Origin of the sequence: Streptomyces sp. SN-593, from assembly GCF_016756395.1 — a bacterium.
In the GTDB taxonomy this organism is placed as follows: domain Bacteria; phylum Actinomycetota; class Actinomycetes; order Streptomycetales; family Streptomycetaceae; genus Actinacidiphila; species Actinacidiphila reveromycinica.
In genome coordinates, this window is sequence record NZ_AP018365.1 from 3,582,529 (window position 1) to 3,597,754 (window position 15,226).

Here is a 15,226-nt window from a genome sequence, read left to right on the forward strand (position 1 = left end):
GGCTTCGCGGGCGACATCGCGGCGCTACCGCGGGGGACTTCCCGGACGACCGCGCGGGCGCCCTCGCAAGGGCGGCCTCGCGGACGGCCTCGCGGGCACCCCCCGCTACGACCCGCTCGGGGCGCCTGCCGCGTCCATCTGCGCCAGTGTCCGCGTCTCCCAGAACGTGTGGCCCGCCTTCCGGTAAAGGGCCGCCGCCGACTGGAAGCGCTCGCGGGCGAGGAGCCGGTCGCCGTCGGCGAGGGCGGCGCTTGCCGCCGTCGACTCGGCCATCGCGCTCCAGGCCGAACTCTCGAAGGAGTCGGCCAGTTGGGCGGCCGCCGAGGCGAGGGCGTGCGCGCCCTCCCGGTCGCCGACCTGGGCGAGCACCTGCGCGCCGACCGGGTTGAGCAGGGCGCTACAGGTCAGGCAGGCGCCGTGGCGGGCGGCCGCGGCCTGAGTGGCCCGGACCGCGCGGATCGCCCCTTCCGGTTCGCCCCGCTCCAGGGCCGCCAGCGCGGCGGTCCCGTGCAGCCGGGCCCATGCGTGGCGTGCCATCGGAGTGACCGTCGCTATCGCGGTCGCACGCTTCAGGTAGGACGCGGCGCCGTCGTGATCGCCTTCGCAGGCCGCGAGTTCGGCCCGGCGGATCCACGGCAGGGCGACCGAACGGCTCCCCAGCGGCGCGTACAGGTCGCAGCTGCGTTCCAGACACGCCGCCGCCTCCTCCCACCGGGCCCGCAGCAGCAGCGACTCGCCCAGCATGCACCAGGCGAACGCCTGCGCCGGCACGGCGTCGGCGCGCTCGGCGACGGCCAGGGTCCGGCGGGCGTACTCCTCGACGTCGTCGGCGAACCCGTCTCCGTAGAGCTGGTACTGCCCGAGACAGTGGTTGAAGTCGCAGAGCCGGGCGATGCGGACCCCCTGGGCCGGATGGGCAAGCCCCTCCATCTGGACCTGCAACCCCTGCCGCCAGCCGCCCTGGACGTGCGAGATGAACGCGAGCGTCTCCAACGCCATGGCGACGTCGTCCGCGTCGCCGTCGGTGCGGGCCAGGTCGTGGGCCTGCTCGGCGAGGCGGCGTGCCGCGGCGATGTCGCCGCGCTCCCAGGCCAGGTTCGCCCGCAGGCAGACCAGCCGGCCGAACTCGGCCGGGACCGGTGCGAGTTCCTCGGCGGCCGCGAGATGCGGCTCCGCCCCGTCGGGCAGGTGCCGCAGCAGCCACGCGCTCGCGCACTTCCGGTGGATGCGGCCGTTCGCCGCGGGTTCGGAGCAGACCGCGAGGGCCCGTTCGAACGCTTCGACGGCCCCGACGTGATCGCCCGACTGGACGCGAAGGTCGCCGACGCGTTCCCACAGGTCGGCCGTGAGGTCGGGCTCGGATATCTGCCCCGCGTTGATCTCCGCGAACTGGCGCTGCGTCTCCGGACGCGGTTCGGTGCCGAGTTCCGCGTGGAGGAGCTCGCACAACCGCGCGTACTGCCGCCGCGCCTCGTCACGGCGGCCCGCCAAGGCGTACAGACGCATCAGCCAGGCGTGGGCGTCCTCCCGCAGGGGCTCCTCCGCGACCAGCCGCTGGACCGTGCGCGCGGCACCGTTGAGGTCACCGCGTGCCTCCAGCAGCCCGGCCAGTTCCTCCAGCGCGGCCGACCGGTCGAGCCGGAGTTCGTCGCGCGGCGCGACCGCCCAGTCCTCGTAGACGTCCTCGGGAAGCAGACCGTCCCGGTAGGTCTCGATAGCGGCGACATACGTCCTGACCTCCCGGTTCCTGCGGGCCGACGCCACAAGCGACCAGTAGTCGGCGACATCGACCCCGAGGCCGTCGGAGGGCAGGCACAGCAGGTCGCCGGCCGAGACGATCAGTTGGGCGCCGCTCTCGGCGCCCAGGCTCCGGCGTGCCGCGTGCAGGGCCTTGCGCAGGTTCGCGCCGGCCGCCCGCGGGTCGAGATCGGGCCACAGCGCGTCCATCACCTGGTCCCTGCGCAGGCGGTGGCCGGGCGCCAGGGCAAGTAACTTGACCAGCGCCGCCGGCTTGCGCAGGGACCACGCCTCCGGCGGCACGACACGGCCTCCGACGGTGACCCGAAAGCCACCGAGCAAGTCAATCCGTAGATCCATCGCGTTGCCCCTGAACCCGTCGTCATCAGCGTAATTCCGTCACTATGACAGGGAATGACGATGATGGCGGACCACGTCCGCACCGGCACCGAGGGTTGGGGGGCAGTTCCTGATCGGAGGCCGCTACGACGACCGGCTCACCCGCACGGCCGACGGATGGCGCATCACACGACGCAAGGTCACCGTCCCGTGGACGCAGGGAAACGCGCGCGTCTTGGGCAACACCCTCAAGCGACGCACCACCGACTGAGGACTCCGCGACAGGGGAGCCGACCCCCACCACTCCCCCTGTCGTCGGGAGCTCCCGGCACACGACTGACGATCCGTCACCAAGCCGTCGGAAGGTCTGGTGCCGATACGTCAGAACCCCGGCCGCTTACCGACCGGGGTTCCCTACAGCAGGCCGTCGCGCTGAGCCTGGTGGACGGTGGGGACGGTGGCGGTGAAGCCGAGGGTGCGCAGGAGGGTGCCGTCGGCGCGGCCCGTCCAGGGATCGTCGAGTGGTTCGGCGGAGGGTTCGTAGGGGGCGCCGACGATCCGAGCGATCTCGTAGATGGTGGTGGGGGACTCGTCCACGACGTTGACGGTGTGTCCGTCGAGCGCGCCGGTGAGGGCGAGCCTGACGGCGGTGGCGATGTCACGGTGGTGGATGAGGTCGAGGGTCTGGGCGGGGTGCCACTTCCAGTTGCCCATGAGGGCGGGGGCGGATTCGAGGTGGCCGTCCTTGTCGCCGTAGACGAAGCCGAAACGCAGGATGCTCCAGTTGAGGCCACTGGCCTTGAGGTCGGCCTCGGCCTGGATCTTGCTGGCCGGATAGGGGAGGTCGGCGGTGGTGGGGTCGTCCTCGCGGGCGGGCCGGTCCAGGCCGGATCCGTAGACGAGGCCGGTACTGGCCATGGTGAAGCGTGCCTGCGGTGCCTGGGCCCTGGTCGCTGCGATGAGGTTGCGCGTGCCCTCGACGTTGGTGCGGTGGATGGCGTCCGTGTCCTGGGTGCGGAACAGAGCGGCCAGGTGCACGACGTCGGTGACGCCGTCGAGCGCGCCATCGAGCGAGCCGGGGTCGAGGATGTCACCCTCGACAGGCGTGACGCCTGCGGGGGCGGACCTGCCGGGGCGGACGAGGGCGCGGCAGTCGACGCCGGCGTCCACGAGGCGGGGCAGGAGGCGGGTGCCGACCAGTCCGGTGGCACCGGTGACGAGGATCGTCATGGGGCTGTCTCTTCCTTCAGGTGGTGTGCGAGTCGTTCAGTGGCCCCGCGCAGGATGCGGACGACCTGCGCCTGCTCCTCCTCGCTCACGCCGTCGAAGGCGACCGCGAGGATGCGGGCGATGGGGTCGGGCAGCCGTGTCCACAGTTCGCCGCCCGCTTCGGTGAGGCGCAGCGTCTTCTGTCGCAGGTCGCCGGGGTCGGGTGTCTGTTCCACGAGTCCTTTGCGGACCAGGGCGGCGACGACGCCGGTCATCGTGGCGCGCTCTATACGGAGCGCGCGTACGAGGTCGCGCTGCCTGGTCGGACCGTCGTGAGCAAGCTGGTAGAGCACGTACCACTGGGTCGGCCCGAGTCCGTGGGGGCGCAGGATCGACTCCAGAACCGCTTGGCTGGTCTGGTAGTACCGCTTCGCCCACGCGCCTGCGGATTCATGCTGCTCGCGCACGTCTTTGCTAGCCACCTAACAAATAATGTTAGGTGGCTAGCAATATGTCAAACGGACGAAGCCGATGGCGTTCGTGCCAGGAGCCGCCCGGGACACGTTCCGCCGTGACGGACACCACTGGTGTGGTGTCCGGGCTGCCGCTTCAGTCGGTCGGGAACTTCTGGGCCCCGATCACCTGCAGGAGGCGCAGTTTCTCGGCTGCGTTCGTGCCGTCGAGCGGGAGCAGGACCCGGATTCTGAGGTCGGACTGCGGCGGGTGGAGAACCTGGCACCGGAGCTGGACGAGTCCCACGGACGGATGTCTGATCTCCTTGATGTCGGCGCTGCGGACCGCGACGTCGTGCCGTTCCCACAATCGTCCGAACTCCTCCGACTGGGCGGCGAGTTCGTCGACGAGTTGGCCGACTGCCGGGTCCGCGGGCCGCCGGGAGTACGTGGCGCGGAGGTCGCTGACGTGCGCCTCCGACAGACGCGCCTGTTGCTCCTGCGGGATGTGCTGGCGGGACGGGGCGTCGGTGAACCAGTTCCAGTGGACGTTGCCGCCCCGGCCGGGACGCCGCTCGTCGCGGCCCAGCAGCAGGTCGTCCAGGGAGTTCGACCACAACACGTCGCCCAGGTCGTTGCAGATGAGGACCGGGAGGCTGTCGAGGTGTTCGGTGAGCTGAAGCAGTACAGGATCCACCCGGTGGTGGGGCCGCCGCGCCGGGACGGGGAAGCCGGCCAGTCGGAAGAGGTGGTCGCGCTGGTCGGGATCGCAGCGCAGCGCGCGGGCCAGGGCGATGACGACCGGCTCGGACGGGTGGGAGCCGCGAGCCTGTTCCAGGCGCGCGTAGAAGTCGCTCGACACGCCCGCGAGGACGGCCACCTCCTCCCGGCGCAGCCCGCGGGTGCGGCGGCGGGAGCCTCCGGGCAGGCCGACGTCGGCTGGCTGCAGTCTCTCCCGCCGGCGGCGCAGGAAATCGCCCAGCGCGATACGGTCAGTCATCACTCCAGTCTGCGACCGGGGCCCACCGGTATCCAGGACCAGATGGGTCCCGGATACTCCGAGCCTGCCCTGGCTCCGCTTGCGGTGACACGCTTGCCCACATGATCAACAACCTGCTGGGCCCGGCCCGTCACCTTCCCGTCACCGACGCCGTCCCCACTGTGACGGTCAACCCGGTGACGCTGCCCGCCCCCGACCGCGGTCTGTCGCTGGAACTGCGTGTCACCGCGCCGGTGAGCGGACGGAACCTGCCGGTCGTCCTGCTCTCCCACGGCGGCGGCGACATGCTCTACCTGCCGTCCAAGGACGGCCTCTCCCCGCTGACCGACTTCTACGCCGCCCACGGGTTCGCCGTCATCCAGCCCACCCACCTCAGCTCCAGGCTCGGCGGGTTCGGTCTCGACCCCACCTCCGCCGGCCACCCCGTGTTCTGGCGTTCCCGCGTCGAGGACTTCACGCTGATCCTGGACAACCTGCTCCTGATCGAGGCCCAGGCGCCGGCCGTGGCCGGGCGGCTCGACCCTGCGCGAGTCGCGGTCGTCGGTCACTCCGGCGGCGCCCACACCGCCGCCGTCCTGCTCGGCGCCCGGGTGCCCGACCCGGACGGCGGTGAGCCGGCCGACCTGCGCGACCCGCGGATCACGGCGGGCGTCCTGCTGGCCCCGACCGGCGGCGGGGAACGGCTGACCGCGGGCATCCGTGCGCGGTTCCCCGAGTTCGCCGTCGACTTCTCGCACCTGACCACACGCACCCTGGTGGTCTACGGCGACGCGGACGTCAACCCCGACATGTTCACCGGGGGCGCCGACTGGCACGCGGAGCCCTACCACCGCAGCCCGGGCGCCGACGCCCTGCTCACCCTCGTGGACGGCAGGCACTCCCTCGGCGGGGTCGTCGGCTACGACGCGTCGAGCACCGACGACGCAGACCCCGACCGCCTTGCCGTCACCCAGCGCCTGACCTGGGCCTACCTGCGGTCGGCGTTCGACGCGGACGACCCGGCCTGGGAGCACAACCGCGCAGCCCTGCGGGAGAAGGTGAATGCGCTCGGACACGTGCAGACCAAGTAGCCCGCCGGCACCGCCGAAGTCGCCCGGATGCGCAACCGGCCCACCGGCGGCGCGATCGTCAACATCGCCGCCAACCTCGCCAACAACCTTGGCGCCCACCGCCGCACTCCGGGCTTGGCAGGCCACATCGCCACCGAAGCGGCCGTCTCCGCGTTGACCCGGGCCGCCGCTCTGGACCACATCGCCGAGGGCATCCGCATCAACGCTGTAAGCCCCCGGTCCGTCCGCCACACCCATGACACTGCGCCCAGGTGAGACCGACGCCGCGCGCGCCGACCGGATGAGAGGAGTCTCGCCGCCGGGGCGGGTCGGGAGTGTCGGGAGTGTCTCATCGACCGCCGAAATCGCAGCAGCGGTGCTGTATCGGGCCTCGCCGGACGCCGCCTCCGTGGTCGGCAGCGACCTCGTCGTCGACGGCGGCGCCGCAGCCTGGTACTCCAGTTGCACTTCTCCATATGCCCTGCTCAGGAGGCTCTCTCCGAGCCCAGTGGACTGACGCGACGTCAGGGCGGCGGCGGTTCGTGACGCACTCGATCGAGGCACGTCGAACCCAGCGGGACGGCAAGGAGCCGTCCGGCAAGCAGAAACCCCAGGTCAGCGAGTATCTGACCTGGGGTTTCGTGGAGCCGCCTTCGGGATTCGAACCCGAGACCTACGCATGACGAGGGCCGCTTGGGGCGTGCTGGTGAGTGGTGGCGGGTGACGGGACTTCCGAAACCCGCAGGTCAGCGAGTTTCCCGTTGCCACGGCGTCCGGCGGTGAATGCCGGATGCCGACACGTCCGCTCACGCATTTGGGAGGCTCTGCGCCTGCGTTCACCAGCACGCCCTGGCATCTGCCGAACGCGCAGCAGCCATGGGAAGCTGATCGCCATGAACGGATCCGCGGACGATGAGGCGGCGGCAAGGGAGTTCCTCTCAACGCTCGCAGTCGGGGACATCTGCAGCGGGACGGTGAGCGACTTCACGCGACGGCACGAGGTGTCCGTGATCCTCGACGGATTCCCCGCTCGCGCGCTCGGCAGGGTCTTCTCCTCCGACCGGTCCTGGGGACGGTCGTCGGCAGTCGCACCCCCGGAGGCCGGGCAGCGGATCACCGCCGAAGTGATCGACATCGACCTGGATGCCTGCCGCGCGCGACTGGCGATGACGGCCACCGAGAACCCCGAACTCTGGGCCTTCTTGAAGGGACGGCGGCGGGGTGAGACCTTGACGGGAACCATCGCTTCGATCGAGCAGTTCGGCGTGTTCGTGGCGCTCGACGAGGGCCCCGATCACCCGGTCTTCCCCGGCGTCGGCTTCATCTCATACGCGGAGTTGTCCTGGGCGCACTTCGACACGGCGACGGACGTCGTCCAAGTCGGCCGGCATGTCGCCTGCGAGTTCCTCCAGTTCGACACCTGGAACGGCGAAGCCCGTCTCTCCCTCAAGGCCATGCAGCCCGACCCCCTCATGGCGTTCGCCGAGGCCACCGCCGTAGGCCAAGGACTCCGGGGAAGGGTCACCAGGCTCGTCCCGTTCGGCATCTTCGTGGAGGTGGGCCACGGGATCGAGGGACTGGTCCACCAGCGCGAGGCCCCCGACGGCGCGCCACCGCACTCACCAGACGGCCCGGTCCAGGTCGGCGACGAGGTCAATGTCGTCGTCAGTGACATCGATCAGCCGCGCCGGAGAGTCGCACTGTCCTGGCCACGGGCCGCCTCCGGCCGCCCGTGACCTACAACGCCTGGCCATCACGATGGACTTCCGTCTCGGTGATGCCCGGCCCACAAGCGGCGTCCGGCATGGTCCAACACAACGTCCACGACCCCGACACCGGCGCTCCGTGCAGCACGACCACCAGGTCGAGATCAAACGTCTACGTGCACCGGTCCGTCCCAACTCTGTCACCCAGGCAAGCCGCCCTGGCATGGGGATAGCGCTCCTCAACAATGGCCAACGAGGGCGCCGCACTGACCGGTTTACGAAGCTGCCCGGGCCGCACGGCCGCGCCGACCGGCCACGGGGCATCCGGGCCAGCGGGTCCGGAAGGCCACACGGCTCGGCGGGACCCCTCTGTCGTCATGAGCCACGGCAAAGAAGCCCTCTTCCCCGGGACACCGCTTAGTGCCGAAATCGGGCCACCAGGGGCCAAGTGCTCAAGCCGAACAGGTCCCACAGCAACTGGCTGACCGGGCCTCTCGTCGGCCGAGCATGTAGGCAATGCATCCTGTGCGACCAGGGCCTTCTTGTCTTGATCGCACGGCGAGGCCAGGCGAAGAGCCCCGGCATCGAGCGCAACTGGGTGGCGTCAGTGCAGCGCCTCGGCACAAACCGTCACCACGACGCGCACCATCTTTGAAAGCGCGCATCCTACGCCCAGATTACTCAGCAGTAATCAATCTTGAACGGCATCCACACGAACGGGGAAGGGCATACCCACCCGCTCCGGCAAGGCCACTAGACAAGCAGGCAAGCAGCCTTGAACCGGTCTTCCCAACGACTGGCTCCGAGGCTCGGCCAGAACCTGAACCCGCCGGAGTGATCGTGAACGCTACTACCCTCCCCGCCCCGTCACCGTTCGACGTCGATCCCAGCACGGCCGAGGTTGTCAGGCACGACCGCGCCCTCGCTCTCGTTCCGCCCGCTCCAACCTGCCTAGTCTGGGCGTGGTGCATCGTCACCGGCGATCACGAGATGCACCTCTCCCGTGACGTCACAATCGAGCAGCCAGGCGGTGGGACCGTTCTGGACGCCCACGTCATGGCCGAGGATGGCCGCGACGGCAGCCCCGGCCTCGCCCCGTTCATCGGCTACTGCGAGACCGACCTCTCGGCCGATGAACTGCGCGCCGAGGTCACCCGGATCCGTGCTGCATTGCCTGGCCTGCTGGCGTTGGCCGATATCGCCGACGGCCGCCCGGTCGCCCCCTCGGCCGCGCAGGTCCTCGACCGCCTCGACCGCTGTCTCGATACCGACAGCGACCCAAAGGTCAGCGCCTTCGTCAACTACGTCAAGGAACTGGTCGGCGAGGCCGACGCCCCCGCCGCGACCGTAGAAGACATCGTCTTCGCGATCACCCGCCAGCGGACCCGCAAGTCGGTTGGCGACCGCCAAGCGCTCACCGACTTCCTCGCAGAGCACGACATCACCCACATCTCTGCCAACGGCCCGAACGGTGACTTGCTGACCGAGCCGCTCTACTTCCGCGAGCGCGACGGCCGCCGCTTCCTGGTAACCCCGGTCGGCGCGGCCCCGGCCGAAGCGCTGGAATACCTGCGCGGCGCGTTCAACGCCCAGGAGCAGGCCGCGCCCCAGGCACGCACCTGGTCCATCACCACCGAGAGCGGGGCGACCGTGAGGGGCCATCTCCCAGCATGGGCCGAGGACGACCCGAGCAAGACCGATCTGCCTGACAACAATCTCCAGTTTCGCCTCGCCGATGTGACTCACTACCAAGCCTTCCCCGGCCAGCCGATGGTGATCAACACTCCGTTCGGCATCGAAGGGGGCCGCGAAATCTACGAGGAGAACGTGCTCCGCGCGACGATCACGTGCACCCCGCATTCCCCCGCCCCCGCCCACCGTGTCCCAACCGCGACCATCGTGGTCGTCGAGGACTGCGTCATGGAGGACTTGGACCCGCAGGGCGTCGCGGACGTCGCGGCCAAGCTGCGCGTGCAAGCCAAGCGCCTCGACCAGGTCGCGCAGCAGCTCGCCGACGCTCGCGCAGATTGGGCCGCGAACGCCAAGCTGACGGCGTGACCGGCAGCAGCAGCTGACGGCCAGGGCCAGCGCCCGACCGTCCCGCCGCCGAACACATCCTGTGCGTGGGCCAGCGATGACCGGGGTCCACCGTCACCATCGCCACATCCGACCACGGCGACGTCACCATCTCCGAGCTGGCCTGGTGCCCCAGGTGCCACCCAGCCGGCACCTACCGCCGGGACATCGGCCCGAGCGTCAGAACGACCCCACCTCGGGCGCCGTGGGCCGCGCCAGCGCCGCGACGCCGGTCCGGCGCCTTCAGCCGCCGTAGGGCAACGGTACCGACGAATCGGCCTCCGCGGCGGCGTCGAGCAGGTCGGGTAGATCAGGCGAGTCGAGCGGGTCGAGTGCAGTCTGCGCCGCCGGGCCGGTGGCCTCGTCCTCCTCGGCACGGGTCGGCAGCACGTACTCCTGTGCGAGCCCCGTGAGATGGAGCGCAAGCGGGCGGGCGAGCGCCTCCGGATAGTCCGGGGCTGGCGATGCAGGTGGGCGACCAGGGCAAGGCTCTGGGGATCGTCGCCATCCTCGGGGTGGCAACCCAGGACCGCCAGCTCGATCAGGCCGGGCATCCAACCGGGCACGCCGGTGTTGAGTGTGGGCTCCCCCTTCCGCTTCCCGAGAGTGATCGGGCGTGGAGCCAACTTGTCTGCCTGGACAGCGGAGGTGCGGAACTGGACAGGTTTCGGTGTCGTGCTGTAGAAAACCCGGCCGCCGGGATCCTCCTGCGGGACCCACAGGTGTGCGGCGATGCCGTTGTGTCCTGTCCCAGCGTTGACACCCGGCGGATTCAACTGGTCGCCGCAACACCTCGTGACCAGGGAGGTGTTGGATGGTTCGTCGTCAGCAGGCAGCCGATCGGGCGGTGCGGCCGAAGTTGAGATCCCCGGGGCATCCGAAGTACCAGCGTCACGTGGAAGCGGCGTTCTGGACAGAGATCGCCAAGGGCCTTCTACCTGAGGAGGCCGCCGTCGTCGTCGGTGTGGCGCCGGCGGTCGCGACGCGCTGGTACCGCCAGTGTGGTGGCATGCGACCGTTCGATTCGAAGCCGCCCTCAGGCAGGTACCTGTCGTTTTCCGAGCGAGAGGAGATCGCGTTGCTCAGGGCCCAGGGCAAGGGAGTGCGCGAGATCGCTCGGGACGTCGGTCGTCATCCAGGCACGATCTCCCGCGAGCTGCGACGCAACGCCGCCACAAGAAGTGGGAAGCTCGACTACCGGGCGTCGGTGGCGCAGTGGAAGGCAGATATGGCGGCCCGGCGTCCGAAGACAGCGAAGTTGGTTGCTAAACCGGGGTTGCACGCCTACGTCCAGGAGAGGCTGTCCGGCCAGATCGCCACCTCGGGCGGCACTCCGATCACGGGACCGATGACGGGCTCGTGGACAGGGCGGAACAAGCCGCATCGCAAGGATCGTGCATGGGTTCAGGCATGGAGTCCAGAGCAGATCGCAAACCGGATCAGGCTCGATTCCCGGATGATGAATCCATGCGCATCAGTCACGAGGCGATCTACCAGGCCCTCTACATCCAGGGCCGCGGGGCGCTGAAACGCGAGCTCATCCTGTGTCTTCGGACCGGCCGCGCTCTGCGTGCGCCGCGGGCGCGTTCACGGCGGAAGACCTGGGCGCACGTCACACCAGAAGCGTTGATCAGCGAGAGGCCCGCCGAGGCCGAGGAGCGCGCTGTTCCCGGCCACTGGGAAGGGGATTTGATCATCCGGGCTGGAGCGTTCCGCGATCGGCACCGTTGTCGAGCGGTCGACCCGGTTCACCATGCTGGTTCATCTGCCCCGCGAAGAGGGATACGGCACGATCCCTCGAACGAAGAACGGCCCCGCACTCGCTGGCTACGGGGCGATCTCCATGAAGAAATCACTCGCCAACACGATGTCGATCCTCCCCGAGCGGCTGACGCGGTCGCTGACATGGGACCGCGGCAAGGAAATGTCCGCGCACACGCAGTTCAAAGTCGAGACCGGCATCCCGGTCTTCTTCGCCGATCCGCACAGCCCTTGGCAGCGAGGAACGAACGAGAACACCAACGGGCTCCTGCGCCAGTACTTCCCGAAGGGCACCGATCTCTCACGCTGGTCTGCCGAAGAAATCGAAGCCGTTGCTCACGCGCTGAACACCAGACCGCGCAAGACACTTAGTTGGAGGACACCGGCCGAGGCGTTCAACGAGCAGCTACTCTTGCTCCAAGAAGCCGGTGTTGCAACGACCGGTTGAGTCCAGCCAATTTCGGTCCCGGAAATTCGTTCGGGCGCTCGACCGGCACGAGATGACCGGTTCGATAGGAAGGGTCGGGGCGGCAGACGACAACGCGGCCATGGAGTCCTTCTTCAGCCTGCTGCAGAAAAACGTCCTCGACCGCCGGCACTGTGCCACCCGCCAAGAACTGCGGATCACAATCGTGACCTGGATCGAGCGGACCTACCACCGCCGCCGCAGGCAAGCCTCGCTCGGTCGGCTGACCCCCATCGAATACGAGACCGTCACGACCACACCGGCCCTCCAGGCCGCGTGACCAAACCTGTCACCCGAACCTGCACCAGACCCCAGCGACATCCTTCCCACCCGCCCCACAGGGCAAGCCAGTTCAGATGTCACCCGATCGTGCACCAGACCCAGATGCTGGTCGCGCCAGCCGCCGAGCCGCAGGTCCTAGACGAGCGCGAGTGTCATCGGAGTGACGGCTTCTATACCTACCGTCTTGCCTGCCAGCCAGGCAAGTTCACCGGTTGCGCTGAGGGTACGCGCTGGAAACCTCAGCTTCCGGAAACCTCTTCACCCTGCCTATGCTGCGCTCCGACCCTTCCTCGACTGACGAGACCGACATGCAGCAGCCATGGAACAGCGACCGCCGCCGCACCGCGATCGGTCGCTCCAACCTCTCCGTGCCGGCGCGGCAGGCTCTGGCCGACCGCCAGCTCACCGCGGACCGCACGATCCTCGACTACGGCTGCGGCCGAGGCGGCGACGTCGCCTCTCTCCAGTGCCTCGATTGCAAGATCACCGGTTGGGACCCCTACTACAGCTCAAGCGCGCCAGTGGCCCCCTCGGACGTCGTCCTCCTTACCTACGTCCTGAACATCATCGAGGATCCCGTCGAGCGTCAGCAGACGCTCAAGGAGGCATGGAGGCTCGCCACCTCCGTACTCATCGTCTCGGCTCGCCTCAGCTGGGAGCGGTCCAAAGTCCGCGGCCACGAGTACGGCGACGGCCTCCTCACCAGCCGGCAGACGTTTCAGCACCTCTTCAGCCCGGACGAGCTCCGGATCTACGTCGAGGAGGTCACAGGCACACGCTGCATATCAGCGGCCCCCGGCATTGTGTACGCCTTCAAGGACGACTCAGCCCGACTGGGCTACCTCGCACACCGCATCGTCCCCGACGCCGCGTGGCTCGCTTCAGCCGATACCACTTCCGCTCTTGCCTCGCTGGTCGACTACGTCGAACGGCGTGGCCGCCCGCCCCGTGTCGACGAGATGCCCCGGCCGATGGCCGAACAGCTCGCCCATCTGAAACCCGGCGAACTCAAGCGCCTCATACGCGACTCCGCCGACCCCGAGAAGGTCTCCGAGGGCGCCAAGCGCACGACGCTGAACACACTGCTGTTCCTCGCCGTTGAGCTCTTCAACGGTCGAGGTCCGTTCAGCAGCCTTCCCCTGGGCGTCCAGCTCGACGTCCGTTCGTTCTTCACCTCGTACAAGGAAGCCTGCAGACGCTCCGACCGTCTGCTCCTCAAGCTCCGGGACGACACCTATATCCGGGGCGCCATGAACGCATCCAGCGTCGGCAAGATCACCCCGACCGCGCTGTACGTGCACCGCCGGGCGATCGACCGGATGCCGACAGTCCTGCGCCTGTACGAGCACTGCGCCTCCATCGCCGCCGGCCGCCCTCAGGAATGGACCATCGCCAAACTGAAGCACCAGGGGCGAGCCACCAGCTGGCTCGACTACCCAGAATTCGACAAGGACCCACACCCGAGGATCACGTCCTCGTACCTCGTAGATCTCAAGACCCTCGAGACCTCGCACATGTCCTACGCGAACTCCGCCAACCGTCCTCTGCTCCACCGCAAGCACGAGTTCCTGGCGCCCGACGACCCGGACGTGCCGCGATACCGTCGTCTGACCGAGTCCGAGCTACGCGCCGGCCTCTACGAGAATCCGCACCTGATCGGCACCGAAAATGGCTGGAAGGCCGAACTGATCAGGTGCGGTCGCATGCTTCGGGGACACCGGCTGGTCCGGCACCCCAACGACTGAGCAGCTCAAACGCCAGGGGCCTCCGGTTGCATGTACGCAATCGTCTCCGCCAAGCCGTCCGCGTCAAAGTCCGAGACCTGCCCGGGAAACCACGAGAAGCGGAGGCCGTTGGTGGCCACCTCCTCCGGGAGGCCCATTGCGGTCAGCACGTGGCTCGGCGTGTACGAAGCGCTGGTGCATGCGGAACCGGTCGACACGGCCACCTGGTCCTTGATCCGTACGATCAGGGCCTCGGCATTGAGCCCGTCGAAGGTCACATTCAGGATGTGCGGAACCGCGTGGTCGGCATCGCCGTTGATCTGGAAGCGGGTCTTCCCCAGCGCGGCGAGCAGCCGATCCCGCATCTCCTTCGCGTCCCGCTCCCAACGCGACCGGTTCTCCTGGAAGACCTTGACTGCTTCGTACAGTCCCATGATCAGTGGCACGGGGAGCGTCCCGGGGCGCAGCTTTCGTTCCTGCCCGCCGCCGAACATGATCGGCTCCAGCGGCACCTTGTCCCAGCCGCGACGCCGGGTCACCAGAGCACCGATCCCCTTGGGTGCACCGATCTTGTGGCCGCTGATGCTGGTCAAATCGATAGGTGCCTTTAGGTCCTCGGGAACCTTCCCGTACCCCTGCGCGGCATCGACGTGGAGATAAGTCGCCGTCTTCTGGAGCTTCTCCGCCAGCTCGGCCACGGGCTGGATGACGCCCGTCTCATTGTTCACGTGCATTAGCGAGACCAGCAGGGTGTCCGGCCTCAGCTTCTCCAGCACAGCGTCCGTAGAGATCCGCCCCGAGGGGCCGGGTTGCAGGAAGTCGACCTCGAACCCCTGCTTCTCCTGCAGATGCAGGAGTGGCTCGATGACCGCCTTGTGCTCGATGGCGGAGGTGATGATGTGCTTCCGGGCGTGCTTCTCGCCATACGGGGCCATACCGAGCAGCGCGATGTTGTTGGACTCCGTCGCTCCACTGGTGAAGATGATCTCTTCAGTTCTCACACCGACTGTCCCGGCAAGGAACGCCCTAGCCTCCTGGACCGCTTTCTTTGCCCGGGCTCCGTACTCATGGGTGCGGCTGCCGGCGTTGCCGAAGTCTTCGGTCATCCAGTGGAGCACCACGTCAGCCACCCGCGGCTCCACACGGGTCGTCGCCGCCACGTCCAGATACGCCACCACCGCGCTCACCCATCCCAGAGCAATCATCCCGTCACCGGGTACGTCAAACCGTTAACGTACACGCATGCTCACCCGACGCACAGCGCGGCGCCTCAGAGTGGTCAACGCAGACGTCGGCGTACGTCTTCCCGGGCAGGAACTTGTTCGCTCGAGCCGGGTGAAGTTCCAGACATACCGGTGCGTCCTACGCACGTGAAGGTGACGTAACTTCAGCAAGCTTCGTACGTTAACCGGATGACGTACGCTA

At 68.5% G+C, this 15,226-nt stretch carries 12 protein-coding genes and 4 pseudogenes; 9 read left to right on the forward strand and 7 right to left on the reverse strand.

Features of this window, described 5'->3' with window-relative positions; all coding sequences use genetic code 11:
* Positions 1-105: 105 nt before the first annotated feature.
* Positions 106-2,040 carry a BTAD domain-containing putative transcriptional regulator gene (locus tag RVR_RS14765; RefSeq protein ID WP_202234297.1) on the reverse strand — a complete coding sequence of 645 codons (1,935 nt, stop codon included), beginning with the start codon at positions 2,038-2,040 and terminating at the stop codon, positions 106-108.
* Positions 2,041-2,206: 166 nt separating this feature from the next.
* Here RVR_RS14765 and RVR_RS39140 point away from each other — a divergent pair, with 166 nt between their 5' ends.
* Complete coding sequence (locus RVR_RS39140; protein WP_202238665.1) at positions 2,207-2,347, forward strand: nuclear transport factor 2 family protein; 141 nt, start codon at positions 2,207-2,209, stop codon at positions 2,345-2,347.
* Positions 2,348-2,490: 143 nt separating this feature from the next.
* On the opposite strand, the gene RVR_RS14775 is transcribed toward RVR_RS39140, so the two are convergent.
* The 3 genes from RVR_RS14775 to RVR_RS14785 all read right to left on the reverse strand — a co-directional run bounded on the left by RVR_RS14775 (position 2,491) and on the right by RVR_RS14785 (position 4,737).
* Positions 2,491-3,306, reverse strand: a complete 816-nt coding sequence (locus tag RVR_RS14775; RefSeq protein ID WP_202234298.1) for an NAD-dependent epimerase/dehydratase family protein — start codon at positions 3,304-3,306, stop codon at positions 2,491-2,493.
* A complete protein-coding gene (locus RVR_RS14780) occupies positions 3,303-3,767 on the reverse strand; it encodes a MarR family winged helix-turn-helix transcriptional regulator (RefSeq protein ID WP_237404748.1) in 465 nt (154 codons plus the stop codon). Before RVR_RS14780 ends, RVR_RS14775 begins: the two co-directional genes overlap by 4 nt.
* Positions 3,768-3,894: 127 nt before the next feature.
* On the reverse strand, positions 3,895-4,737 hold the full coding sequence (locus RVR_RS14785; protein ID WP_202234299.1) for a helix-turn-helix transcriptional regulator: 843 nt from the start codon (positions 4,735-4,737) through the stop codon (positions 3,895-3,897).
* 101 nt (positions 4,738-4,838) lie between these two features.
* Between RVR_RS14785 and RVR_RS14790 the strand changes: the two genes are divergently transcribed.
* The 5 genes and pseudogenes from RVR_RS14790 to RVR_RS14810 all read left to right on the forward strand — a co-directional run bounded on the left by RVR_RS14790 (position 4,839) and on the right by RVR_RS14810 (position 9,550).
* Positions 4,839-5,807 carry an alpha/beta hydrolase family protein gene (locus RVR_RS14790; protein WP_202234300.1) on the forward strand — a complete coding sequence of 323 codons (969 nt, stop codon included), beginning with the start codon at positions 4,839-4,841 and terminating at the stop codon, positions 5,805-5,807.
* A 12-nt stretch (positions 5,808-5,819) separates the two neighbouring features.
* A pseudogene (locus tag RVR_RS14795) lies at positions 5,820-6,237 on the forward strand (SDR family oxidoreductase); the annotation flags it as partial.
* A gap of 91 nt (positions 6,238-6,328) precedes the next feature.
* The gene (locus RVR_RS14800) at positions 6,329-6,469 is read left to right on the forward strand and encodes a hypothetical protein (protein WP_202234301.1); all 141 of its coding nucleotides are present in this window, start codon (positions 6,329-6,331) and stop codon (positions 6,467-6,469) included.
* A gap of 210 nt (positions 6,470-6,679) precedes the next feature.
* Positions 6,680-7,522: a S1 RNA-binding domain-containing protein gene (locus RVR_RS14805; protein WP_202234302.1), complete on the forward strand. Its 843-nt coding sequence runs from the start codon at positions 6,680-6,682 to the stop codon at positions 7,520-7,522.
* Between the two features lie 810 nt (positions 7,523-8,332).
* Complete coding sequence (locus tag RVR_RS14810; protein WP_202234303.1) at positions 8,333-9,550, forward strand: DUF6907 domain-containing protein; 1,218 nt, start codon at positions 8,333-8,335, stop codon at positions 9,548-9,550.
* Between the two features lie 261 nt (positions 9,551-9,811).
* Here the strand turns inward: RVR_RS14810 and RVR_RS37565 are convergent, their stop codons facing one another.
* Together RVR_RS37565 and RVR_RS37570 are read right to left on the reverse strand one after the other, a co-directional pair.
* Positions 9,812-9,958: a hypothetical protein gene (locus RVR_RS37565; RefSeq protein ID WP_237404749.1), complete on the reverse strand. Its 147-nt coding sequence runs from the start codon at positions 9,956-9,958 to the stop codon at positions 9,812-9,814.
* A 137-nt stretch (positions 9,959-10,095) separates the two neighbouring features.
* Positions 10,096-10,344, reverse strand: a pseudogene (locus tag RVR_RS37570) (RNaseH domain-containing protein); the annotation flags it as partial.
* 38 nt (positions 10,345-10,382) lie between these two features.
* Here RVR_RS37570 and RVR_RS14820 point away from each other — a divergent pair.
* From RVR_RS14820 to RVR_RS14830, 3 genes and pseudogenes are all read left to right on the forward strand, one after another.
* A pseudogene (locus tag RVR_RS14820) lies at positions 10,383-11,777 on the forward strand (IS30 family transposase).
* A gap of 4 nt (positions 11,778-11,781) precedes the next feature.
* Positions 11,782-12,075: pseudogene (locus RVR_RS14825) on the forward strand (integrase core domain-containing protein); the annotation flags it as partial.
* A gap of 271 nt (positions 12,076-12,346) precedes the next feature.
* Entirely contained in the window at positions 12,347-13,822 is a 1,476-nt protein-coding gene (locus RVR_RS14830; protein WP_237404750.1) for a DNA phosphorothioation-associated putative methyltransferase, read from the forward strand.
* Between the two features lie 5 nt (positions 13,823-13,827).
* Here the strand turns inward: RVR_RS14830 and dndA are convergent, their stop codons facing one another.
* Positions 13,828-14,988: a cysteine desulfurase DndA gene (dndA, locus tag RVR_RS14835; protein WP_237404751.1), complete on the reverse strand. Its 1,161-nt coding sequence runs from the start codon at positions 14,986-14,988 to the stop codon at positions 13,828-13,830.
* Positions 14,989-15,226 lie beyond the last annotated feature (238 nt).